The organism is Cellulosimicrobium sp. SH8 (assembly GCF_025818875.1).
Lineage (GTDB): Bacteria > Actinomycetota > Actinomycetes > Actinomycetales > Cellulomonadaceae > Cellulosimicrobium > Cellulosimicrobium cellulans_D.
Map to the genome: position 1 here is coordinate 48273 of NZ_JAMXMH010000010.1, position 23448 is coordinate 71720.

Below are 23448 nucleotides of genomic sequence, written 5' to 3' on the forward strand. Positions count from 1 at the left end.
CGCGCCCGGTCTCGGGCGACGGCAGGCGGGAGCGCCGCCGCGGACGAGACTTCCGACGACTGGTGAGGATGACGCGGTGTTCAACACGCTGTCGGACCGACTGACATCGACCTTCAAGAACCTGCGTTCCAAGGGCCGGCTGTCCGAGGCGGACATCGACGCGACGATCCGGGAGATCCGGCGCGCGCTGCTCGACGCCGACGTGGCGGTGCCCGTCGTGCGCGAGTTCAGCGCGACCGTGCGCGAGCGAGCGCTCTCGTCCGAGGTGTCGGGCGCGCTCAACCCGGCGCAGCAGGTCGTCAAGATCGTCAACGAGGAGCTGGTCGGCATCCTCGGCGGCGAGAGCCGGGGGCTGCGCTTCTCCAAGACGCCGCCGACCGTCATCATGCTCGCGGGCCTCCAGGGTGCGGGCAAGACGACGCTGGCCGGAAAGCTCGCGCTGCACCTGCGCGAGCAGGGGCACACGCCGCTCCTCGTCGCCGCGGACCTCCAGCGTCCGAACGCCGTCACCCAGCTCACCGTGGTCGGCGAGCGCGCCGGGGTCCCGGTGTTCGCCCCGCACCCGGGCAACCAGAGCGGGGTCGAGGTCGACGACGTCATCGGCGACCCCGTCGCCGTCGCGCGCGAGGGCGTCGAGACGGCCCGTCAGCGCCAGCACGACGTCGTCATCGTGGACACCGCCGGCCGCCTCGGTCTCGACGCGGTGCTCATGCAGCAGGCCTCGGACATCCGCGACGCCGTCCAGCCGGACGAGGTCCTCTTCGTCATCGACGCGATGATCGGCCAGGACGCCGTCGCGACCGCGAAGGCGTTCGAGGAGGGCGTCGACTTCACGGGCGTCGTGCTCACGAAGCTCGACGGCGACGCGCGCGGTGGTGCCGCGCTGTCGGTGCGCGGCGTGACCGGGCGCCCGATCCTCTTCGCGTCCACGGGCGAGAAGCTCACCGACTTCGAGGCGTTCCACCCGGACCGCATGGCGTCGCGCATCCTCGACATGGGTGACGTCCTCACGCTCATCGAGCAGGCCGAGAAGGCGTTCGACGCCGAGCAGGCCGCGAAGATGGCGGAGAAGGTCGCCACGGGCCAGGACTTCACGCTCGCGGACTTCCTGGTGCAGATGCAGCAGATGAAGAACATGGGCTCGATGAAGAAGATGCTCGGGATGCTCCCGGGCATGGGCCAGATGCGCGAGGCGCTCGACAACTTCGACGAGCGCGAGGTCGACCGCATCGAGGCGATCATCCGCTCGATGACCCCCGCGGAGCGCGACAACCCGAAGATCATCAACGGCTCGCGCCGCGCCCGCATCGCGCGCGGCTCCGGCGTGACGACGAGCGACGTCAACCAGCTCCTCGAGCGGTTCGCCGGCGCGCAGAAGATGATGCGGCAGATGAGCCGCGGTGGCGGGATGCCGGGCATGCCGGGCATGGGCAACCTGCCGGGCATGGGTGGCAAGAAGGCGCGGGGCCGCCAGGCGCCGCAGCGCAAGGTCAAGGGCCGTTCCGGCAACCCGGCCAAGCGCGCGGAGCAGGAGCGCGCCGCCGCCGCCCGCGCGGCAGGCGAGGTCACGGGTCCGTCGGCACCCGCAGGCTCGGCGTTCGGCATGGGCCGGACCGACGAGCCCGCCCAGCCCGCTCCGGACGACCTCCAGCTCCCGCCCGGGTTCGAGAAGCTGCTGGGTCGCTGACCGCCCGCCGCTCGGGCGCGACACCTCGCTGAGCACCCGGGGTGCCACCCGGGCGCGCCTCGGGTGCGTCCCGCGGTCGCCCGAGCGCTAGGTTATGTCCGTGGCACCCGCCCGGTGCCTCCCCGAGCCCGCGAACCGGGCCGTCCGTCCTCACCCAGGAGCCGCATGTCCGCGCTGGAAGGCCCCACGCTGCACGTCCGCGGCCACGTCATCGTCGGCGACGACCGCGAGGTGGGCGACCTGTGGGTCAAGGACGGGCGGATCAGCCTCACGCGGCCGTCCGCCCAGGGCACCAACATGGTCGAGCTCGAGGGCTGGGTCCTGCCCGGCCTCGTCGACGTGCACTGCCACGTCGGCCTGGGTGCCCAGGGCGCGGTCGACGCGGCGACGGCGCAGGACCAGGCCGTCTCGGACCGCGACAGCGGCGTCCTCCTCGTGCGCGACGCCGGCTCGCCGCTCGACACGCGGTGGGTGCACGGCCGGCGCGACCTGCCGCGCCTCGTGCGGGCTGGTCGCCACCTCGCGCGCCCCAAGCGCTACCTGCGCAGCTACGGGCTCGAGCTCGACGACGTCGCACAGCTTCCCGAGGCCGTGCGGCGCGAGGCGCGCCAGGGCGACGGCTGGGTGAAGATCGTGGGCGACTGGATCGACCGCGACCTCGGGGCCGACGGCGACCTGCGACCGCTGTGGCCCGACGACGTGCTCGCCGAGGCCGTCGCCGCGGCGCACGCCGAGGCCGCGCGCGTCACCGTGCACGCCTTCTCCGAGGAGGTGATCCCGTCCCTGCTCGCCGCGGGCGTCGACGGGATCGAGCACGGCACGGGGATCGACCCGGACCTCATGTACGAGATCTCCGAGCGCGGGGTCGCCGTCACGCCGACCCTGCTGCAGGTCGGTCAGTTCGAGGCGATCGCCCGGCAGGCCGACGGGAAGTACCCGGTCTTCGCGGCGCGCATGCGACGGCTCCACGAGCGCCGGTACGAGCAGGCGCGGGCGCTGTACGAGGCGGGCATCCAGATCCTCGTGGGGACCGACGCGGGCGGGACGATCGGGCACGGTCGCCTCGCGGACGAGTGCGCCGAGCTCGTGGCCGCCGGCATCCCCGACGCGGCGGTGGTCGCGGCGGCGAGCTGGCAGGGCCGGGAGTACCTCGGCTACACGTCGCTCGTCGAGGGCGCGTCGGCGGACTTCGTCGTGTACCCGCAGGACCCGCGCCAGGACGTCGGTGTCCTGCGCGCCCCGACCGCGGTGGTGCTGCGCGGCGAGATCGTCGCCCCGCACGCGGGCTGAACGGTCGCGCGCGGGTTGGTCCCGGCGGGTCCGGTCTGGCACAATGTCCCGGTACTCGGCGTGCCCCGGCCCCTCTCTCCGGCGCGTGCCGTGTCCTGAACCCCTTCCTCGTCCTGTCCCCACGGGGCGGGTCCGGGTTCGCCCGAACCAGAACCAGGAGAGACCACCACTGTGGCCGTCAAGATTCGTCTGAAGCGTCTCGGCAAGATCCGTGCGCCGTACTACCGTGTCGTCGTCGCGGACTCGCGCACCAAGCGTGACGGTCGCGTGATCGAGGAGATCGGCAAGTACCACCCGACCGAGGAGCCCTCGTTCATCGAGATCACCTCGGACCGCGCCCAGTACTGGCTCGGCGTCGGCGCGCAGCCGTCCGAGCAGGTGCTCGCGCTCCTCAAGATCACGGGCGACTGGCAGAAGTTCAAGGGCCTCCCCGGCGCCGAGGGCACGCTCAAGGTCAAGGGCGAGAAGGTCGACCCGACCGCCGCGATCGAGGCTGCCGCCGCCGACGCCGAGAAGGTCAAGGCCAAGGCCGCGGAGAAGAAGACCGAGGCTCCGGCCGAGGAGCCCGCCGACGCGGCCGACGAGGCCGCTGCCGACGAGCAGGCCTGATGATCGCCGACGCGCTCGAGCACCTCGTGCGCGGCATCGTGGACAACCCGGACGACGTCCGGGTGAGCGCGAAGACGCTGCGTCGCGGTGACCTGCTCGAGGTCCGGGTGCACCCGGACGACCTCGGTCGCGTGATCGGTCGTGGCGGGCGCACCGCTCGTGCCCTGCGCACAGTGATCGGCGCGCTCGCGACCGACGGGCCGGTCCGCGTCGACGTCGTGGACGTCGACCGCCGCTGAGGCCCGCACCATCGTGCCCCGCGAGGGGCCACGGGCATGGCCCGGCCCGCCGACCGGCGGGCCGGGCCTTCCTGTACCCACAGACCGACCGGACGCCCACCCGGCGCCGCCCGGACCAGGATCACCAGAGGAGTGACGACCATGGAGCTGACCGTCGCGCGCGTCGGCAAGGCGCACGGACTGCGTGGCGAGGTCGCGCTCGACCTGCGCACCGACGAGCCCGAGGAGCGCCTCGGGGTGGGCGCGCGCCTGGAGACGCGCCCCGCGACCGCCGGCCCGCTGACCGTCGGGACCGTGCGCGTGCACCAGGGGCGCTGGCTCGTCGGGTTCGAGGGCGTTCGCGACCGCACTGCCGCGGAGGCCCTGCGCGGCGTCGAGCTCGTGGTCGAGGTCGACGCGTCCGACGAGGAGGACGCCTGGTACCCGCACGAGCTCGTGGGCCTCCGCGCGGAGGACGAGGACGGTCGCGTGCTCGGACGCATCGACGGACTCGAGCACCTGCCCGCGCACGACGTCCTCGTGCTGCGCGAGACGGGCGGCGCCCGCACGCTCGTCCCGTTCGTCCGGCAGATCGTCCCGCTCGTCGACGTGGCCGGTGGGCGGGTCGTGCTCGACCCGCCGGGCGGGCTGCTCGCGTCGGACGCGGACCGGCTCGAGGTGGCGACCCCGGACGGCGGCGACGCGGCCGGCTCTGTCGCGCGCGGGCAGGACGACCAGCGCGACGGCGAGGCCTGACCGTGCGCATCGACGTCGTCACGATCTTCCCCGACTACCTCGCCGCGCTCGACCTGTCGCTCGTCGGCAAGGCGCGCGCCGCGGGGATCCTCGACCTGCGCGTCCACGACCTGCGGGACTGGACGACGGACCGGCACCGCACCGTGGACGACACGCCCTTCGGCGGCGGGGCGGGCATGGTCATGCGTCCCGACGTGTGGGGCCGCGCGATCGACGACGTGGCGGGCCTGTCGACCGGGACGGCGGACGGGGCCGGGGCGAGCGCGGTGCACCTGGTCGTGCCGACGCCGTCGGGCGAGACCTTCACGCAGCGCACGGCCGAGGCGCTCGCGACCGAGGAGCACCTCGTCGTCGCCTGCGGACGCTATGAGGGGATCGACGCGCGCGTCGCCGAGCACTACCGGGCGGCCGGGATGCGGGTCAGCGAGCTGTCGATCGGCGACTACGTCCTCAACGGGGGAGAGGTCGCCGCGCTCGTCATGGTCGAGGCCGTCGGGAGGCTGCTGCCGGGTGTCGTCGGCAACCCCGAGTCGCTGGTCGAGGAGTCGCACGGCGCCGCGGGCCTGCTCGAGTACCCCGTGTACACGAAGCCGCCGGCCTGGGACGACCTCGAGGTGCCGGAGGTGCTGCTCTCGGGCCACCACGCGCGGATCCACCGCTGGCGTCGCGACCAGGCCCTGCGCCGGACCGCCGCACGGCGACCGGACATGGTGCACGCGCTCGACGTCGACACGCTCGACCGGCACGACCTGGAGGTCCTCGCCGAGACGGGGTGGGTCGTCGCCGACGGCCGCCTCGTCCTCTCCGGACGCGACGCGTCCTGACTCACCGCCGCGCCGTGAGCGGCGTCGGCCACGGGGCCGGCTGCCGCCCGACCCGCGGGGTGTGGCAGAATGGTCGATCGGTGTGTGCCGCCCCGGAACCTCTGCCACAGGGGAGCCCGCGCCCGGATCCTCGGGCGGACTGGCACGACGCGTCGACGACCGCGAGGTGGTCGACCGCCCATGCGCAGCACGGCACACCCCACCGACAGACGACGACGGCCCGGCGCGCCCGGGCCACGAGCACGCGTCCGACCTGTGGCGGACGAGGAGAAGCACCATGCACACGCTGGACAGCGTCGACGCAGCATCGCTGCGCAGCGACGTCCCGGACTTCCGTCCCGGCGACACGCTCAAGGTCAACGTCAAGGTCGTCGAGGGCACCCGCTCCCGCGTCCAGGCGTTCCAGGGCGTCGTCATCGCCCGCCAAGGCAGCGGGATCCGTGAGACGTTCACGGTCCGCAAGATCAGCTTCGGCGTGGGTGTCGAGCGCACGTTCCCCGTGCACTCGCCGTCCATCGAGTCGGTCGAGGTCGTGACGCGCGGTGACGTGCGTCGCGCCAAGCTGTACTACCTGCGCGCGCTGCGCGGCAAGAAGGCGAAGATCAAGGAGAAGCGCGACACCGCGCCCGCTCGCTGATCGGCTGTCGGCAGGTCCTGCCGCTCCGCTCGTACGACGGCGGTCGTCCCCTCGGGGGACGGCCGCCGTCGTCGTCCCCGGGACACGCGGTCCGAGGGCCGGTCCGTTTCTCGGAAGACGGCAGAAGGTGGCATTGTGAACGCGTGACCGACAGCGCCCCGCCCCGCGGCCCGCAGCCCGACGCCGGCACCGAGCGCGCGGCGCTCGGTCCTCGCGACGACGAGGAGACCCCGCAGCACGGGGAGCACCTCGCGGAGCCGGGTGCGCACCGGTCGGGCCGCGGGTCCGGGGAGCGCCCGGTGCGGAAGTCGTCGCTGCTGCGCGAGACGGCGATCATCGTGGTCAGCGCGCTGGTGCTCTCGCTGCTCATCAAGACGTTCCTGGTGCAGGCGTTCTTCATCCCGAGCGCGTCGATGGAGAACACGCTGGTCGAGGGTGACCGCGTGATGGTGTCCCGGCTCGTGCCAGGGGCGTTCGACGTGCACCGGGGCGACATCGTGGTGTTCAAGGACCCGGGCGGGTGGCTGCCGCCGCCCGTGCCGCAGGCCGAGAGCCCGGTGTCGGAGGCGGTGCGTGCGGCGCTGACGTTCGTCGGTCTGCTGCCGCAGGACACCGGCGAGCACCTCATCAAGCGGGTGATCGGCACGCCGGGCGACCACGTGGTGTGCTGCGACGCGGAGGGTCGGGTGAGCGTCAACGGGGTGTCGATCGACGAGACGTACATCAAGCCCGGCTCGATCCCCAGCCAGGATCCGTTCGACCGGACCGTCCCCGCCGACATGCTGTTCGTCATGGGTGACAACCGGCAGAACTCGGCGGACTCGCGCTACAACACGGGCAAGCCCGGCGGCGGGTTCGTGCCGATGGGCAACGTCGTGGGCACGGCGTTCGTCAAGGTCTGGCCGCTCTCCCACCTCGGTCTGCTGCGCAACCCCGGCGACGTGTTCGCCGACGTCCCCGCGGTGGAGCCGTGACGCTCGACGCGGTCGCCCCTCCCGCCGTTCCTGCGTCCGCCGGGGCGTCCGTCGCACCGGTGGACACGGCACCGGCGCGCGTGCGCCGTGCTCCCGCGCGCCGCCGTCCGGACCTGCGCCAGGAGCGTGCGATGCTGCGCGACGGCGCGCGGCTCGTCGCCGGCATGGACGAGGTCGGTCGTGGCGCGCTCGCGGGCCCGGTCTCCGTGGGCGTCGTCGTCGTCGACCTCGCGACGAAGCCGTGCCCGCCCGGGCTCACCGACTCCAAGCTCCTCACCGCCGCCGCCCGCGAGGCCCTCGTGGCGCCCGCACGGGCGTGGTGCGTCGCCTGGGCCGTGGGCCACGCCGGTCCTGCCGAGATCGACGCGCACGGGATCGTCGGTGCGCTGCGCCTCGCGGGCCGTCGGGCGCTCGCCCAGGTGCGCCGCACGGTCGGCGACGTCGACGCCGTCCTCCTGGACGGCAAGCACGACTGGCTCAGCCGCCCTTCCGCGGTCGACCTCTTCGAGGCGTTCGACCTCGACCCGCACGACGACGAGCAGCTCGTCGACCCCCGCGTGCGCACGCTGGTCAAGGCGGACCTCGAGTGCGCCTCGGTCGCCGCGGCGAGCGTCCTCGCCAAGACCGAGCGCGACGGCCTCATGACCAGCCTCGCGCGGCAGTACCCCGCCTTCGGGTGGGACCAGAACAAGGGCTACGGCGCGGCGGCGCACGTCGAGGCCCTGCGTGAGCGCGGCCCGACGCCGCAGCACCGCCGGTCCTGGCGGCTGCCCGAGCGGGGCGACGAGGGCCTCGACGCCCCGGCGTACGGGGCGCCCGTGGACGTCCTCGAGCTCGACCCCGACGCGGGCCTGCTCACGAGCTGAGGCGAGCGCGGAGCGCTCGATGGTCCATGATGGTGGCGTGAGCGCCGAAGACCTCGAGAACTACGAGACCGAGATGGAGCTCGCGCTGTACCGCGAGTACCGCGACGTGGTGGGCCTGTTCTCGTACGTGGTGGAGACCGAACGTCGCTTCTACCTGGCGAACCAGGTGGACCTCCAGGTGCGTTCCGCCGCGGGCGAGGTGTACTTCGAGCTGCGGCTCGCCGACGCGTGGGTGTGGGACGTGTACCGGTCGGCGCGGTTCGTGAAGTCGGTCCGCGTGGTGACCTTCAAGGACGTCAACGTCGAGGAGCTCGCGAAGGCGGAGCTCCAGCTCTGACCACGGTCCTGGCCGTCCACAGGCCCGGTATCTGAGGGTCCCTTCCACAGCTCGCCGCGGGCCGCTTGGCGCCGCGTGTCCCGTCGCCCACGGTGGGCGGCGGAGGTGATCCCATGGGAGCGAAGGACGCCGTCGGGCGGTACGGGGAGAGGGTGGCCGCAGCCCACCTGGTCGAGGCGGGATGGACCCTGCTCGACCGCAACTGGCGCGGGACGCGCGGAGAGCTCGACGTCGTCGCCATGGACGGCGACGTGCTGGTCGCCGTCGAGGTGAAGACACGTCGCGGCACCGGCTTCGGGCACCCCGCCCAGGCCGTGACGCCCGCCAAGCTCGGCCGTCTGCGCCGGCTCACGGGGGAGTGGCTCGCGACGCACGACGTGCGCGCGCGGTCGGTCCGCATCGACGTCGTCGCGGTGCTCGTGGCCCGTGCTGGCGCGGCGCAGGTGGAGCACCTCGTCGGGGTGAGCGCCTGATGGGCCTCGGGACGACCCGGGCCGTCGCGCTCGTCGGGCTGTCGGGCCACGTCGTCGAGGTGCAGGCGCACCTCGCGGCCTCGGTGCCCGGCTTCGTGCTCGTCGGGCTGCCGGACGCGGCGCTCAGCGAGTCGCGGGACCGCGTGCGCGCCGCCGTCACCTCGTCGGGCATCCCGTGGCCCCAGCGCAAGGTCACGATCAACCTCTCGCCGGCGGCGCTCCCCAAGTCCGGTACGGGCTTCGACCTCGCGATCGCGGTCGCGCTCCTCGCCGGCGCCCAGGTCGTCCCCGCGCGCGCCGTGGAGGACGTGGTGCACCTCGGCGAGCTCGGCCTCGACGGCCGGCTCCAGCCCGTGCGCGGCGTCCTGCCCGCGGTGGCCGCGGCCGTCGCCGCCGGGTTCCTCGACGTCGTCGTGCCCGCGGCCGACGCCGACGAGGCCCGCCTGGTCCCCGGCGCGCGCGTCGTGGGGGCGACGACGCTCGCCGACGTCGCGCGGCTCCACGGGGCGTCGCTCGACGACAGGGGCGGTGACGTGTCGCCGGTCGTGGTGCCCCGGGCCGCCGCAGAGCGTCCGCGGCCCGGCGACCTCGCCGACGTCATCGGGCAGGAGGAGGCCCGGCACGCGCTCGAGGTCGCTGCCGCGGGAGGGCATCACCTGCTGCTCGTCGGCGCGCCGGGAGCGGGCAAGACGATGCTCGCCTCCCGCCTGCCCGGGATCCTGCCCGACCTCACCGAGGGCGAGGCCGTCGAGGTGACGGCCGTCCACTCGGTGGCCGGGGTGTTCGACCCGGGAGCCGGTCTCGTGCGTCGTCCGCCGTACGAGGACCCCCACCACACGGCCACGCCGGCGGCGATCGTCGGGGGCGGCAGCGGCCTGCCCCGGCCGGGTGCCGCGTCGCGCGCCCACCGCGGGGTCCTCTTCCTGGACGAGGCCCCCGAGTTCGGGGCGCGCGTGCTGCAGACCCTGCGCCAGCCGCTCGAGCACGGTGAGCTCGTGATCCACCGAGCCGGCGGGACGGCACGCTATCCCGCGCGCTTCCAGCTCGTCCTCGCAGCGAACCCGTGCCCGTGCGGCAAGGGCGTCGGCAAGGGGCTCGAGTGCACGTGCTCGCCCGTCGCGCAGCGCCGCTACTTCGGCCGGCTGTCCGGTCCGCTCCTCGACCGGGTCGACGTCCAGGTCGAGGTCCGTCCCGTCACCCGGGTCGAGCGCGCGAGCATCGCGCGGCCGGAGTCGAGCGCGGCGGTCGCCCGACGGGTGGCCGCCGCGCGGGAGACGGCGTCCGCGCGCCTGGCGGGGACACCATGGCGGACGAACGCCGAGGTGCCCGGTACCTGGTTGCGCGACCGGCTCGGGCCCGACCCCGGCCTGCTGACCGACGTCGACACCGCGCTCGACCGCGGCACGCTGAGCCTGCGCGGCGCGGACCGCGTGCTGCGCCTCGCCTGGACGGTCGCCGACCTCGCCGGGCACGCCGCACCCACGCGCGCCGACGTCGGCGTGGGGCTCGCGCTCCGGACCCGGGGCTACCGTGGCTGAGCGCCGGGCGAGCCCGTCGACGCCCGTGCGCCCGGCGTTCGACGTCACCGACGACCGGCTCGCCCGAGCGGCGTGGTCGCGTCTGGCCGAGCCGGGGGACGAGGTCGCGGTCGCGCTCGTCGAGCAGCTCGGGGCCTCGGCCGCGCTCGCCTGGCTCGTCGAGGCGGTGAACGACCCGGCCGGGGCCCGCCGCGAGCTCGTCGGGCTCGCCGCGGGTGACGGTGACGACCGGGAGGGGCTGAACGGGCTGCTCGGGGTCGCCGGGGTCGGCGCGGGGACGCCGACCGACGACCCGTGCGCGCGCGGTCGCGACCCGCGGAGCGGGCCCGTCGCGCGGCTCCTGCGCGCCGTCGCGCGGTGGGCGCCGCGGCTCGACGGGCTCGACCCGCGCCGCGAGCTCCGCGTGCTGGACCGTCTCGACGGCTCGCTCGTGGTCCCGGGCGACCCGGGGTGGCCGACGGTCCTCGACGACCTCGGGGCAGTCCGTCCGCTCGCGCTGTGGGTCCGCGGGTCGGACCGCCTGGCATCTCTGGCCGCGCGCTCGGTGGCCGTGGTCGGAGCGCGGGCGTGCACGGACTACGGACGCCACGTGACGGGCGAGATCGCGTCGGGACTCGTGACGCGCGGGTTCACCGTCGTCTCAGGCGGCGCGTACGGCATCGACGCCGCGGCGCACCGTGCCGCGCTCGTCTCCGGCGGTCCGACCGTCGCTTTCCTCGCCGGCGGGGTGGACCGGCTCTACCCGGTCGGCAACACGGAGCTGCTCCGGGCCGTCGTGGGGTCTGGTGGGGCCGTGGTGTCGGAGGTGCCGCCGGGCTCCGTGCCCAGCCGGGTCCGGTTCCTGCTGCGCAACCGGCTCATCGCGGCGTTCGCGGGCGCGACCGTGGTCGTGGAGGCGGCCTGGCGCTCCGGGTCGCTGAGCACGGCGGTCCGCGCCGCCGAGCTCTCGCGACCGGTCGGCGCCGTCCCCGGGCCCGTGACGTCCATGGCGTCGACCGGCTGCCACCGGCTCCTGCGCGACGGCGCCGCCGTGTGCGTCACCGACGCCGACGAGGTGGCAGAGCTGGCCGGCGCGCTGGCCCGCGACGCGGCACCGGCGGCCCCGGCCGCGGGGACGCGCAGGACACCCCGCGACGCCGTGTACGACGGTCTCGACGCCGTCGAGACCCGGGCGTGGGACGCGCTGCCGCTCCGGTCGGGTGCACCGACGGACGCGGTCGCCCGGACGGCGGGGCTCGCGGTCCCGGAGGCCGTCGGTGCCCTCGGTCGGCTCGAGATCCGCGGCCTGGCCGAGCGGACGCCGGGCGGCTGGCGGCGCGTGCGCGCGGGGTGAGGAGGCCTGCCGGGCGGGGTCACGGTGCCGGCGGAGACGACGAGGACCCGCCGGGGAGGAGCCCGGAGGAGCGCGCGAGGAGCCGTCGCGTCGCGTGGAGCAGGGGTGGCGACGAGTCGGCGCGGAGGAGGGGCCGTGCAGGCCGCCGGGCGGAGACGCGGAGCGCCTCCCGCGGACGTGCGGTGCCGCGCGCGAGACTGGGGGAGTGACCCGCTCGACCCGTCCCGACGACGCCGGCGCACCCGACGAGCGCCAGGCCGGCGCCCTGCCGCCCGCACCCGACGAGCGCCGGTCCGGCGCCCTGCCGCCCGCGCTCGACGCGGCGCTCGCGGACTTCGGGACGTATCTCGAGGTCGCTCAGGGCTCGTCCGCCCACACGGTGCGCGCGTACACGGGCGACGTCGAGTCGCTCCTGGGCCACGCCGTGCGGAACGGGGCGTCGTCGCCGGAGGACGTCGACCTCGCGGCCCTGCGCGCGTGGCTGACCGAGCAGTCCGAGCGCGGGCTCGCCCGGGCGACGCTCGCGCGCCGAGGTGCGGCCGCGCGGGCGTTCTTCGACTGGGCGCGGCGGACCGGGCGCGTGGTAGCGGACCCGGCGGCCCGGCTCGCGAGCCCGCGCGTCCCGCGCACCCTGCCGACCGTGCTCACGGCCGACGCGGCGGGCAGGTTGCTCGACGCCGCGCGGGAGGCGGCGGCCGCGGGCGACCCGGCCCGGTTGCGCGAGTGGGCCGCCGCCGAGCTGCTGTACGGGGCCGGGATCCGCGTGGGCGAGCTCGCGGGTATCGACGTGGACGACGTGGACCTGTCGCAGCGGGTCGTCCGGGTGCTCGGCAAGGGGGACAAGGAGCGCGTCGTGCCGTTCGGCGTCCCGGCGGCACGGGCCGTGACGCGCTGGCTGGACTCGGGGCGGCCGGCGCTCGTGACGGAGCGGTCGGGCGCGGCGCTCCTCGTCGGGGACCGGGGCGGTCGGTGGGGGCAGCGGCAGGTGCGCGACGTCGTGCACCGGCTCGCGCTCGCGGCCGGGGTCGACGACGTCGCCCCGCACGACCTGCGGCACAGCGCCGCGACGCACCTCCTCGCCGGCGGCTCCGACCTGCGCAGCGTGCAGGAGATCCTCGGGCACTCCTCGCTCGCGACGACGCAGCGCTACACCCACGTGACGGCAGAGCGGCTCCGCAGCTCGTTCGAGCAGGCCTTCCCGCGGGCCTGAGGCTCCGGGCGCGGGCCCTCCGGTCACGGCTCCCCGAGCGGGAGGAGCACGATCGGCGGTCGCTCGCCGAGCAGCGCGAGCGGGTCGACGTACCGCTCGCCCCGCCGCACGCCCCAGTGCACGCAGGTGCCCGCGCAGTGGCTCGCGACGGCCCCGCCGTCCGCGGGCCCTTGCACGGTCCCGACGACGCTCCCCGCGGCGACGCGCGTCCCCCGCGGCGCCACGGCGGTGACCGGCTCGAGCGACGTGCGCAGGCCGTCGTCGTGCGTGACGACCACCACGTCGCGGCCCGCGACGGGGCCGGCGAACGTGACGACTCCCGGTGCCGGGGCCAGGACGTTCTCCCCGGTGCCCGCGGCGAGGTCGACGCCCCGGTGGCCGGGCAGCCAGTCGTGCAGCGGCGGGTCGAACGGTGCGAGCACGCCGAGCGCGTCGGGCGCGCGGTCGAGCGGCGGCACCCAGCCGGGGGAGGTGCCAGAGGGGGCGTCCAGGGGCCCGCCCGGCGCGGCGGGCGCCGCCGGGGCCAGGACGAGCAGGAGCGCGGACAGCGCGAGGGCGACCGCACGGCGTCGGGTGGTCACAGGAGCACGGTCGAGAGCCATCGCGCCAGGGTGCCCGACGCGGTCCGCGGCCGAGCGGCGGGAGTCGGTGGCCTGTGGACGACGGGTCTCGGCCGCACCGGGGACCGGCGGCTGTGGTCGGCCCTGCCGTCGGGTAGACTTGCCGCTGCGACCGGCGCGTTCGCCGTGCCCGGCCCGAGGTGCTCACCTCGGCCGAGGACGGAGCCGGTCGACTTCGCGCGTCACGTCCTCGCCCATCCTCCCGGCTCCGCCGGACGGGCGGGGCCGCGTCCGGCGTCGGTCCTGCTCGCACCGCTCGAACGGTGCGTCGCAGGCGTCGGCACGGGTGACGCCAGGGGTGCGACCACCAGGGTCGTCACCGACAACCGCACCGCGGCCCGTCCTCCGGGAGGGCCGCCAGAAGCGTGCGCGCACCGGGTGGATCCCGGGCCGCACGGCGAAAGGACGTGTCATGGCCGTCGTGACCATGCGCCAGCTCCTCGAGAGCGGTGTCCACTTCGGGCACCAGACCCGCCGTTGGAACCCGAAGATGAAGCGTTTCATCTTCACGGAGCGCAACGGCATCTACATCGTCGACCTCCAGCAGTCGCTGTCGTACATCGACCGCGCCTACGAGTTCGTCAAGGAGACCGTCGCGCACGGCGGCTCCATCCTCTTCGTCGGCACCAAGAAGCAGGCCCAGGAGCCCGTGGCCGAGCAGGCCGCGCGCGTCGGGATGCCCTACGTGAACCACCGCTGGCTCGGCGGCATGCTCACCAACTTCACCACGGTGCACAAGCGTCTCCAGCGCCTCAAGGAGCTCGAGGAGATCGACTTCGACGACGTCGCCGGCTCGTCGCTCACCAAGAAGGAGCTCCTCGTCCTGCGTCGCGAGAAGGACAAGCTCGCCCGCACGCTCGGCGGCATCCGCGACATGGCGAAGGTCCCCTCCGCCGTGTGGATCGTCGACACGAACAAGGAGCACCTCGCGGTCGACGAGGCGCGCAAGCTCCACATCCCGATCGTCGCGATCCTGGACACCAACTGCGACCCCGACGTCGTGGACTACAAGATCCCGGGCAACGACGACGCGATCCGCTCGGTGACGCTGCTCACGCGGGTCATCGCGGACGCCGTCGCCGAGGGTCTGCTCCAGCGCCACTCCGGCCGTTCGGGCGCCGAGGCCGAGGCGGGCGCCGAGGCCGAGCCGCTGGCCGAGTGGGAGCGCGAGCTCCTCGCCGGTGCCGAGAAGCAGCTCGAGGCCGACGAGACCGCCGCCGAGGCGAACGTCGAGGCCGCCGCGGCCGAGGAGGTCGCCGAGGCTGCTGCCGAGGTCGCCGCCGAGGAGCCGGGCGACGCTGCCGCCGAGGTCGTGGCCGAGGCTGCCGCCGAGGTCGCCGTGGTCGCCGACGCGGAGGCCGTGGTCGCCGACGCCGAGGCCGACGAGACCAAGTGACGTCCCGGGGTGCGCGGCGGGCGACCGCCGCGCACCCCGTGCCGTCCCACCGGCGCACCGCGCACCGGCACGGTGCCCCCAGCACGTACCCGTGACGAAGAACCCGTGACGAACCACGAGTGAGGAACCACCATGGCGAACTACACCGCCGCTGACATCAAGGCGCTGCGCGAGCGCACCGGCGCCGGCATGCTCGACGTCAAGAAGGCTCTGGACGAGGCGGACGGCGACGCGGAGAAGGCGCTCGAGATCATCCGCGTCAAGGGTCTGAAGGGCGTCGCCAAGCGCGAGGGCCGCTCGACCTCCGAGGGCCTCGTCGCCGTCGACATCCGCGACACCGAGGGTGGCCAGGTCGCGACGCTCATCGAGCTCAACTCCGAGACGGACTTCGTCGCCAAGAACGACACGTTCATCTCCCTCGCGGACCGCGTCCTCAAGGCAGCGGCCGAGGCCGGCGCGCGCGACGCCGACGCCGCGCTCGCCGCGGACGCCGACGGCGAGACCGTCCAGCAGGTCATCGACAACCAGGCCGCCACGCTCGGCGAGAAGATCGTCCTGCGCCGCGTGACCCGCGTCGCGGGCGAGCGCGTCACCGCGTACCTGCACCGCACCGCGCGCGACCTGCCGCCGTCGATCGGCGTCGTCGTCGCCACGGACGCCGCGGGCGAGGCCGTCGCGAAGGACGTCGCGCAGCACGTCGCCGCGATGTCCCCGACGTACCTGTCGCGCGACGAGGTCCCGGCCGACACGGTCGAGAACGAGCGCCGCATCGCCGAGGAGACCTCGCGCAACGAGGGCAAGCCCGAGGCCGCGCTGCCGAAGATCATCGAGGGTCGCCTGAACGGCTTCTTCAAGGACGTCGTCCTCGTCGACCAGCCGCTCGCGAAGGACCCGAAGAAGACGGTCGGCCAGGTCGTCTCCGAGGCCGGTGGCACCATCACCGAGTTCGTGCGGTACCGCGTCGGCGCCTGACGCCCCCGTCGGCCCGGTCCCGTCGCCCCCGAGGCGACGGGCCCGGGCCGACCGCGCACCCGGCTCCGGGCGCGCGACGACCGGCGTCGTGCCGCACCATCGGGTGGGACGACGGCGGAGCAGGACCACCCCGCCCCACCGGGCCAGGACGAAGGACAGGTGTCGACAGTGACGGCAGGCGAGCAGACCACGCCCCGCGAGGGGACCGAGCACCGGCGGGTGCTCCTCAAGCTGTCGGGCGAGACGTTCGGCGGCGGGCAGATCGGTCTGGCGCCCGACGTCGTCCAGCGTGTCGCCCAGGAGATCGCGGACGCGGTCGCCCAGGGCGTGCAGGTCGCCATCGTCGTCGGCGGCGGGAACTTCTTCCGCGGCGCCGAGCTCTCGCAGCGCGGGCTCGACCGTGCGCGCGCCGACTACATGGGCATGCTCGGGACCGTCATGAACTGCCTCGCGCTCCAGGACTTCCTCGAGCAGGCGGGGGTGAAGACGCGCGTGCAGACCGCCATCACCATGGGCCAGGTCGCCGAGCCGTACATCCCGCTGCGGGCGATCCGCCACCTCGAGAAGGGCCGCGTCGTCATCTTCGGCGCCGGCGCGGGCATGCCGTACTTCTCCACCGACACGGTCTCCGTGCAGCGCGCCCTCGAGACGCACTGCCAGGAGGTCCTCATGGGCAAGAACGGCGTGGACGGCGTCTACACGGCCGACCCGCGCAAGGACCCGTCGGCGACGAAGCTCGACCACCTCACGTACACCGACGCGCTCGTCAACGACCTCGGGGTCATGGACGCGACGGCGCTGAGCCTGTGCCGGGACAACGACGTGCGGATGCGCGTGTTCGGCATGAGCGAGCCGGGGAACGTCACGCGTGCCCTGGTCGGCGAGAATATTGGCACACTGGTCACGACCGACTGACGCCGGCGCCGTCACACACCGGCGGTTCACGACGGCTCGTGCCGGACACGTACGACCCCACCGACGAACGACGAAGGAGCACTGGTGATCGACGAGACCCTCCTCGAGGCCGAGGAGAAGATGGACAAGGCCGTCGAGGTGGCCAAGGAGGACTTCGCCGCGATCCGCACGGGCCGTGCGAACGCCGCGATGTTCAACAAGATCACGGTCGACTACTACGGTGCGCCGACCCCGCTGCAGCAGCTCGCGTCGTTCACGGTGACCGAGGCGCGCACGATCCTCGTCTCCCCGTTCGACAAGAGCTCGATCACCGCGGTCGAGAAGTCGCTGCGCGACTCCGACCTCGGCGTGAACCCCTCGAACGACGGCAACGTCGTCCGCGTCGTGCTGCCCGCCCTCACGGAGGAGCGTCGCCGCGACTTCGTGAAGCTCGCGAAGTCGAAGGCCGAGGACTCGCGCGTCTCGATCCGCAACGTGCGTCGTCGTGCCAAGGAGGAGCTGGACCGCATCGCGCGTGACGGCGAGGCCGGCGAGGACGAGGTCGGGCGCGCCGAGAAGGAGCTCGAGGCCCTCACCAAGGCGCACGTGGACCAGGTCGACGCGCTGCTCGCGGGCAAGGAGAGCGAGCTGCTCGAGGTCTGAGCACCTCGTCCGGCGAGCTCCGCCACGCACCGATGACCGACACCTCCTCGACGGCCGCCGGCGACAGCACCTCCGCGGCGCGCGCCCCCAAGGCGGGCCGCAACCTCCCCGCGGCGATCGCGGTGGGCCTCGGCCTGCTCGCGCTCGTCGCGGCGAGCCTCGCCTTCCGGCCCGAGTTCTTCGTGCTGCTCGCGACCGTCGCGGTGGGCGCCGCGCTGTGGGAGCTCGCCCAGGCGTTCAAGCGCCGCGAGCTGCACCTCCCGCTCCTCCCGCTCCTCGTGGGCACGGTGGGCATCCTCGTGTCCTCGTACTACTCGGGTCCCGAGGCGCTGCTCGTCTCCTTCATGCTCACGGTCGCGGGCACGGTCGTGTGGCGGGTCATCGACGGGTCCGGGACCGCGGCGGTGCGCGACGCCGCGGCGGCGACGTTCGCGGCGGCCTACCTGCCGTTCATGGCGGGCTTCGTCATGCTCATGCTCGCCGCCCCTGACGGGCGCATCCGGGTCCTGATCTTCATCCTGCTCGCCGTCGCGAACGACGTGGGCGGGTACGTCGCAGGTGTCCTGTTCGGGCGCCACCCGCTGGCTCCCTCCGTGAGCCCCAAGAAGTCCTGGGAAGGGCTCGCGGGCTCGTTCGTGCTCGCGACGGCGATCGGCGTGGTCGGGGCCGTGGTGGGCCTCGGAGCGAGCCCCCTTGTGGGCGTCGCGCTGGGCGTCCTCGCCCCGCTCACGGCCACGATCGGCGACCTCGCCGAGTCGATGATCAAGCGCGACCTAGAATTGAAGGACATGGGGTCGCTGCTGCCCGGTCACGGAGGCATCCTGGACCGGCTCGACTCCATGCTCCTCACCGCCCCGTTCGTGTACGTGCTCCTCGCGCTGGCCGTCTGACAGCCGTCCGACAGCCCGCTCGCACCGCGGTGCGAACCGTCCGCACGACCCCCCACGCTTGGACCTCCTCATGACCGTCCGTTCCGTCCGCCCCTCCGCGGAGTCGAAGCCGCTCCCGCTCGTCATGACCGCGCCGCGGCGCGGCAAGCCGCCGCGCCACTTCGCCGACCTCGCACCCGAGGAGGTGCGCGACGTCGTCGTCGAGCTGGGGGAGAAGCCGTTCCGGGCCAAGCAGCTCGCGACGCACTACTACGCGCACCTCACGCGCGACCCCGAGGCGATGACGGACCTGCCGAAGGCGACGCGCGACGTGCTCACGGACGCGCTGTTCCCGCCGCTGCTCACCGCGGCGCGCCGCATGGAGGCCGACGGCGGGACGACCGTCAAGACGCTCTGGCACCTCTTCGACGGCGCCAAGGTCGAGTCGGTGCTCATGCGGTACCCGCAGCGCTCGACGTTGTGCGTGTCGAGCCAGGCGGGCTGCGGCATGGCGTGCCCGTTCTGCGCGACCGGACAGCTGGGCCTCACGCGCAACCTGTCCGTCGCGGAGATCGTCGAGCAGGTGCGTTCCGCGGCCCGGTCGCTCGCCGACGGGGAGATCCCCGGCGGCCCGACGCGGCTCAACAACCTCGTGTTCATGGGCATGGGCGAGCCGCTCGCCAACTACAAGGCCGTCATGGGCACCGTGCGCCGCCTCGTCGCGCCGGCCCCGGACGGGCTCGGCATGTCGGCGCGCAACATCACGGTGTCGACGGTCGGTCTCGTCCCGGCGATGCGCAAGCTCGCCGACGAGGGGATCCCGGTGACGCTCGCGCTGTCGCTGCACGCCCCCGACGACGACCTGCGCAGCGAGCTCGTGCCGATCAACACGCGGTGGAGCGTCGACGAGACGCTCGACGCGGCGCGGCACTACTTCGAGGTCACCGGCCGGCGCGTGAGCATCGAGTACGCGCTCATCAAGGACATGAACGACCACGCGTGGCGCGCCGACCTGCTCGGCGAGAAGCTCAACGCGCGGGGCCGCGGCTGGGTGCACGTCAACCCGATCCCGCTCAACCCGACGCCGGGGTCGATCTGGACGGCCAGCGACCCTGCCGTCGAGGCGGAGTTCGTGGCACGATTGCGCGGGCACGGGATCCCGACGACGATCCGTGACACCCGCGGCAGCGACATCGACGGTGCCTGCGGGCAGCTCGCTGCAGAGGAGGACGAGTGAGTTCGCTGTTCACCACGGTCGGCAAGACCCGGAACGGGTACGACCCCGAGGAGGTCGACGACTTCTTCGAGCACGCCCGCGACGTGTACGAGGGCCGGGTGCAGGAGCGGCTGACCAGCACCGAGATCCAGGCCTCGGTCTTCGACCTGGTCCGTGGTGGGTACGACACGCACGAGGTCGACGCCGCGCTGGACCGCCTCGAGGGCGCCTTCATCGCGCGCCAGCGTGCGGAGTACGTCGCGGCGCACGGCCAGCAGGCCTGGATGAACGCGCTCGCGGAGCGCGCCCGGTCGCTCTACGGCCGCCTGGGCCGCCCGGACGGCGAGAAGTTCGCGCTCGCGGAGCGTGGCAAGCCCGCGTACGACGTCGACGACGTGGACGACCTGTGCGACCGCCTCGTCGCCTACTTCGACCGTCAGGTGCCGATCACCGCGGCGGAGATCCGCTCCGCGACCTTCGGCCGTGCGCGCGGGCGCGACGGTTACGCGGAGGGCCCGGTCGACGCGTTCTTCGCCCGTGCCATCGAGGTCCTGCTCGGCGTCGAGTGACGACGCGCCGCACGTCCCGACGCGCGTGAGCCTCGATCCGCGGACGTCCTCGAACCCGCTGGTCCGGGCGACGGCGTCGTGGCTGAGCGACGTCAACGCCCGGCACCCCTGGAACCACAACGAGCACTACCACGGCTGGGTGGGGCGGCGCGTGCCTCGCGACGCCCGGGTCGTGCTCGACGTGGGCTGCGGTGCGGGCGTCCTCGTCGACAGGCTCCGTCGTCGGGCGGGCGAGGTCCACGGGATCGACGCCGACGCGGGCATGGTCGCCCAGGCTCGCGCGCGGCACGCCGCGGACCCCGCCGTGACCGTGCGGCTGCTGAGGTTCGACGACGTCCGTACGCCCGACGACGTCCGCACACCGGACCGCGTCCGTGCGCCCGACGAGTCCGGCCCTCGGCGACGGCCGGAGGGTCTGGACGGCGCAGAAGGCGGCTACGACGCGGTGACGATGGTCGCGGTGCTGCACCACCTGGACCTCGACGAGGCGCTCCGGCACGCCCGTGGCCTGCTCGCCCCGGGCGGGCGTCTGCTCGTCGTCGGCCTCGCGCGCGTGGGTTCGGCGCGCGACCTCGCCGTCGACGTCGCGTCCGCCCTCCTCAACCCGCTCGTGGGCCTGGTCAAGCACCCGCGACGTGCGCGGCCCGGCGAGGCCGGGCCCGACGCGCCGGGCATGCCCGTGCGGGACCCGCAGCACTCCGTCGACGAGGTCGCGCGCGCGGTCCGGGCGCACCTGCCCGGCGCGCGCGTCCGCCGTCGGCTCTTCTTCCGGTACACGCTCGAGTGGACCGCCCCGCGATGACGGGGCCACGACCGCTCCGGTGCCCGCGCACCGTCCGCGGCCTGGGAGGATGGGAGCCATGCTCGACAGTCCCGCACGCGCCCCCCGTACCGTGACGATCCTCGGCTCGACCGGGTCGATCGGCACGCAGGCGATCGACGTCGTCCGGACCCATCCGGACCGGTTCCGCGTCGCGGCGCTCTCGGCGGGCGGCGGCGACGTCGACCTGCTCGCGCGCCAGGCCGCAGATCTCGAGGTGCGCGCCGTCGGGATCGCGGACGAGAGCCGTGCGGCGGCGCTGACCGCGGCGCTGGCGGGGGCTTTCGCGGGCCGGGAGGACGCCCCCGAGGTGCTCGTCGGTCCCGACGCGGCGGCCGAGCTCGCCGGCCGGGGGAGCGACGTCGTCCTCAACGGCGTCACGGGCTCCGTCGGGCTCGGACCGACGCTCGCCGCGCTGCGCGCGGGGTCCACGCTCGCGCTCGCGAACAAGGAGTCGCTCGTCGCGGGGGGTGCGCTCGTGCGCGCTGCCCAGCAGCGCCCCGACCAGATCGTCCCGGTGGACTCCGAGCACTCGGCGATCGCGCAGTGCCTGCGCTCCGGGTCGCGCGCCGAGGTGCGTCGCCTGATCCTCACCGCCTCGGGCGGTCCCTTCCGCGGTTGGGAGGCCGACGCGGTCAAGGCGGCGACGGTCGAGCAGGCGCTCGCGCACCCCACCTGGGCGATGGGCCCGGTCGTCACGGTGAACTCCGCGAGCCTCATGAACAAGGGGCTCGAGCTCATCGAGGCGCACCTGCTGTTCGAGGTCCCGGCCGACGACATCACGGTCGTCGTGCACCCGCAGTCCGTGGTGCACTCGATGGTCGAGTTCGTCGACGGCTCGACGATCGCCCAGGCCTCGCCCCCGGACATGCGGCTGCCGATCGCGCTCGGGCTGTCCTGGCCGGAGCGGCTCGACCCCGTGACGCCGCCGTGCGACTGGACGACCGCGACGTCGTGGACGTTCGAGCCGCTCGACGACGCCGCGTTCCCCGCGGTGAGCCTCGCGCGCGCCGCCGTCGCGGCGAGCGCGACCCACCCGGCCGTGTACAACGCGGCCAACGAGGAGGCCGTCGCGGCCTTCCTCAGCGGACGCGCAGGTTTCGGTGACATCGTGGCGACCGTCGAGCGCGTGCTCGCGGCGCACGACGGAACCCCCGCGGACGCCGTGACGTTGGACGACGTGGCAGCAGCCGAGACCTGGGCGCGCGCCCGCGCGCGCGAGATCCTGGACCGCCGGTGACGAGCAACCGCTCGGGCGCGTCGAGCGCCCGGACCGAGAAGGAGCAGAGGGACAGATGGCGACGCTGATCGGCATCCTCGTGATCGTGGTCGGGATCGTCGTCTCGATCGCACTGCACGAGGTCGGGCACATGGTGCCCGCGAAGAAGTTCGGCGTCCGGGTGAGCCAGTACATGGTCGGGTTCGGCCCGACCTTGTGGTCGCGCACGAAGGGCGAGACCGAGTACGGGTTCAAGGCGATCCCGCTCGGCGGCTACGTCCGCCTCGTCGGCATGTACCCGCCCGCGCCCGCCGGTGCCCGGCCCCGGGGCAACGGGTTCTTCTCGCAGGTCGTCGCCGACGCGCGCGACGCGAGCACCGAGGAGATCCGCCCCGGGGAGGAGCACCGGGCCTTCTACAACCTCTCCGCGCCCAAGAAGGTCGTCGTCATGCTCGGCGGCCCGTTCATGAACCTCCTCATCGCCTTCGTGCTCATGGCGATCGTGTGCGTCGGCATCGGCCTGCCCGCGGTCACGACGACGGTCGGCTCCGTCTCCGCGTGCGTCCCGTCGGTCGTCGCGACCGAGCAGGAGGAGTGCGCCGCCACCGCCGACCCGTCGCCCGCGGCCGCGGCGGGGCTGGAGCCGGGCGACACGGTCGTGTCGTTCGACGGCGAGGAGGTCACCTCCTGGGACCAGCTCTCCGGCATGATCCGCGGTGCCGCCGGCCAGGCGACGCCCGTCGTCGTCGAGCGCGCCGGCCAGCAGGTCGACCTCACCATCACGCCGGTCGACGTGGAGCGCCAGGTCGTCGCCGAGGACGGGACACCCGTCGTGGACGACTCCGGTGACCCGGTGACCGAGCCCGCCGGGTTCGTCGGCTTCACCCCGACGGTGGAGCGGCAGCCCACCGGCATCGGCGTCGCCGCCGAGGCCACGTGGCAGCAGGTGAGCGGCACGGCGGGGATCATCGTCACGCTCCCGGTCAAGGTCTACGAGGCCGCCCAGGCCGCGTTCACCGACGCGCCGCGCGGTCAGGACTCCGTGATGAGCGTCGTCGGGGTGGGCCGCGTCGCCGTGGACGTGGCCGGGGCGGAGAGCCCGGTCCTCGACCGCGTCGTCACGATGCTGATGCTCCTCGCCGCGCTCAACGTGGCCCTGTTCGTCTTCAACCTCATCCCGCTGCTGCCGCTCGACGGCGGGCACGTCGTCAACGCCCTCTACGAGGGGGCCAAGCGCACGGTCGCGCGGGTCCGCGGCCTCCCGCGCCCCGGCCCGGCGGACCTCGCCCGCATGATGCCCGTCGCGTACGTCATGTTCGTCGTCCTCGTCGGCGTGGGCGCGCTCCTCATCCTCGCCGACATCATCGACCCCGTCCGCCTCACGTAGCCCGCCGCGCCGCCCGTGAGGCAGGTCTGCGTGGAGGGGGCGCGAAGATGTGCTGGACCGAGCGGGAAGGT

Annotated in this window: 25 protein-coding genes; 24 read left to right on the forward strand and 1 reads right to left on the reverse strand. The window is 74.2% G+C overall.

Annotation, left to right across the window (positions count from 1 at the left end):
- The first annotated feature begins 76 nt into the window (after positions 1 to 76).
- From ffh to NF338_RS14530, 14 genes are all read left to right on the forward strand, one after another.
- On the forward strand, positions 77 to 1687 hold the full coding sequence (gene ffh, locus NF338_RS14465) for a signal recognition particle protein (protein WP_264031440.1): 1611 nt from the start codon (positions 77 to 79) through the stop codon (positions 1685 to 1687).
- A 165-nt stretch (positions 1688 to 1852) separates the two neighbouring features.
- Entirely contained in the window at positions 1853 to 2977 is a 1125-nt protein-coding gene (locus NF338_RS14470) for an amidohydrolase family protein (protein WP_264031443.1), read from the forward strand.
- A gap of 171 nt (positions 2978 to 3148) precedes the next feature.
- A complete protein-coding gene (gene rpsP / locus NF338_RS14475; RefSeq protein ID WP_087471728.1) occupies positions 3149 to 3586 on the forward strand; it encodes a 30S ribosomal protein S16 in 438 nt (145 codons plus the stop codon).
- Positions 3586 to 3825: an RNA-binding protein gene (locus NF338_RS14480; protein ID WP_087471729.1), complete on the forward strand. Its 240-nt coding sequence runs from the start codon at positions 3586 to 3588 to the stop codon at positions 3823 to 3825. Before rpsP ends, NF338_RS14480 begins: the two co-directional genes overlap by 1 nt.
- A gap of 141 nt (positions 3826 to 3966) precedes the next feature.
- Positions 3967 to 4560 carry a ribosome maturation factor RimM gene (gene rimM, locus NF338_RS14485; RefSeq protein WP_264031444.1) on the forward strand — a complete coding sequence of 198 codons (594 nt, stop codon included), beginning with the start codon at positions 3967 to 3969 and terminating at the stop codon, positions 4558 to 4560.
- Positions 4561 to 4562: 2 nt separating this feature from the next.
- Entirely contained in the window at positions 4563 to 5384 is an 822-nt protein-coding gene (trmD, locus tag NF338_RS14490) for a tRNA (guanosine(37)-N1)-methyltransferase TrmD (RefSeq protein WP_264031445.1), read from the forward strand.
- Between the two features lie 277 nt (positions 5385 to 5661).
- Complete coding sequence (gene rplS, locus NF338_RS14495; protein WP_087472897.1) at positions 5662 to 6021, forward strand: 50S ribosomal protein L19; 360 nt, start codon at positions 5662 to 5664, stop codon at positions 6019 to 6021.
- A 143-nt stretch (positions 6022 to 6164) separates the two neighbouring features.
- Positions 6165 to 6995: a signal peptidase I gene (lepB, locus tag NF338_RS14500; protein ID WP_264031446.1), complete on the forward strand. Its 831-nt coding sequence runs from the start codon at positions 6165 to 6167 to the stop codon at positions 6993 to 6995.
- Positions 6996 to 7054: 59 nt separating this feature from the next.
- A complete protein-coding gene (locus tag NF338_RS14505; RefSeq protein ID WP_412846914.1) occupies positions 7055 to 7861 on the forward strand; it encodes a ribonuclease HII in 807 nt (268 codons plus the stop codon).
- Between the two features lie 37 nt (positions 7862 to 7898).
- A complete protein-coding gene (locus NF338_RS14510; RefSeq protein WP_024840525.1) occupies positions 7899 to 8198 on the forward strand; it encodes a DUF2469 domain-containing protein in 300 nt (99 codons plus the stop codon).
- Between the two features lie 113 nt (positions 8199 to 8311).
- Entirely contained in the window at positions 8312 to 8671 is a 360-nt protein-coding gene (locus NF338_RS14515) for a YraN family protein (RefSeq protein ID WP_087471732.1), read from the forward strand.
- Positions 8671 to 10209 (forward strand): YifB family Mg chelatase-like AAA ATPase, encoded by a 1539-nt coding sequence (locus NF338_RS14520; protein WP_264031447.1) that lies wholly within the window; start codon positions 8671 to 8673, stop codon positions 10207 to 10209. The genes NF338_RS14515 and NF338_RS14520 overlap by 1 nt, the downstream gene beginning before the upstream one ends.
- Positions 10202 to 11542 (forward strand): DNA-processing protein DprA, encoded by a 1341-nt coding sequence (dprA, locus tag NF338_RS14525; RefSeq protein WP_264031448.1) that lies wholly within the window; start codon positions 10202 to 10204, stop codon positions 11540 to 11542. The genes NF338_RS14520 and dprA overlap by 8 nt, the downstream gene beginning before the upstream one ends.
- Positions 11543 to 11807: 265 nt before the next feature.
- Positions 11808 to 12752 carry a tyrosine recombinase XerC gene (locus NF338_RS14530; protein WP_412846984.1) on the forward strand — a complete coding sequence of 315 codons (945 nt, stop codon included), beginning with the start codon at positions 11808 to 11810 and terminating at the stop codon, positions 12750 to 12752.
- A 23-nt stretch (positions 12753 to 12775) separates the two neighbouring features.
- Here the strand turns inward: NF338_RS14530 and NF338_RS14535 are convergent, their stop codons facing one another.
- The gene (locus NF338_RS14535) at positions 12776 to 13333 is read right to left on the reverse strand and encodes a M23 family metallopeptidase (RefSeq protein WP_264031449.1); all 558 of its coding nucleotides are present in this window, start codon (positions 13331 to 13333) and stop codon (positions 12776 to 12778) included.
- Positions 13334 to 13784: 451 nt separating this feature from the next.
- Between NF338_RS14535 and rpsB the strand changes: the two genes are divergently transcribed.
- The 10 genes from rpsB (at position 13785) to NF338_RS14585 (ending at position 23377) form a co-directional block, all read left to right on the forward strand.
- Positions 13785 to 14768 (forward strand): 30S ribosomal protein S2, encoded by a 984-nt coding sequence (rpsB, locus tag NF338_RS14540; RefSeq protein WP_087471735.1) that lies wholly within the window; start codon positions 13785 to 13787, stop codon positions 14766 to 14768.
- 132 nt (positions 14769 to 14900) lie between these two features.
- Positions 14901 to 15740: a translation elongation factor Ts gene (tsf, locus tag NF338_RS14545; protein WP_264031450.1), complete on the forward strand. Its 840-nt coding sequence runs from the start codon at positions 14901 to 14903 to the stop codon at positions 15738 to 15740.
- 159 nt (positions 15741 to 15899) lie between these two features.
- Complete coding sequence (gene pyrH / locus NF338_RS14550; protein WP_087471737.1) at positions 15900 to 16655, forward strand: UMP kinase; 756 nt, start codon at positions 15900 to 15902, stop codon at positions 16653 to 16655.
- Positions 16656 to 16739: 84 nt separating this feature from the next.
- The gene (gene frr / locus NF338_RS14555) at positions 16740 to 17297 is read left to right on the forward strand and encodes a ribosome recycling factor (RefSeq protein ID WP_087471738.1); all 558 of its coding nucleotides are present in this window, start codon (positions 16740 to 16742) and stop codon (positions 17295 to 17297) included.
- Between the two features lie 32 nt (positions 17298 to 17329).
- Positions 17330 to 18187, forward strand: a complete 858-nt coding sequence (locus tag NF338_RS14560; protein ID WP_264031451.1) for a phosphatidate cytidylyltransferase — start codon at positions 17330 to 17332, stop codon at positions 18185 to 18187.
- A gap of 124 nt (positions 18188 to 18311) precedes the next feature.
- Positions 18312 to 19403 carry a 23S rRNA (adenine(2503)-C(2))-methyltransferase RlmN gene (gene rlmN, locus NF338_RS14565; protein ID WP_253051465.1) on the forward strand — a complete coding sequence of 364 codons (1092 nt, stop codon included), beginning with the start codon at positions 18312 to 18314 and terminating at the stop codon, positions 19401 to 19403.
- Positions 19400 to 19951 carry a DivIVA domain-containing protein gene (locus NF338_RS14570; RefSeq protein WP_264031452.1) on the forward strand — a complete coding sequence of 184 codons (552 nt, stop codon included), beginning with the start codon at positions 19400 to 19402 and terminating at the stop codon, positions 19949 to 19951. Before rlmN ends, NF338_RS14570 begins: the two co-directional genes overlap by 4 nt.
- 25 nt (positions 19952 to 19976) lie before the next feature.
- Positions 19977 to 20753, forward strand: coding sequence for a class I SAM-dependent methyltransferase (locus NF338_RS14575; RefSeq protein ID WP_264031453.1), 777 nt, complete (start codon positions 19977 to 19979; stop codon positions 20751 to 20753).
- A gap of 58 nt (positions 20754 to 20811) precedes the next feature.
- Positions 20812 to 22011, forward strand: coding sequence for a 1-deoxy-D-xylulose-5-phosphate reductoisomerase (gene dxr / locus NF338_RS14580; protein ID WP_264031454.1), 1200 nt, complete (start codon positions 20812 to 20814; stop codon positions 22009 to 22011).
- A 55-nt stretch (positions 22012 to 22066) separates the two neighbouring features.
- Positions 22067 to 23377 (forward strand): M50 family metallopeptidase, encoded by a 1311-nt coding sequence (locus NF338_RS14585; protein ID WP_264031455.1) that lies wholly within the window; start codon positions 22067 to 22069, stop codon positions 23375 to 23377.
- The last annotated feature ends 71 nt before the right edge of the window (positions 23378 to 23448 follow it).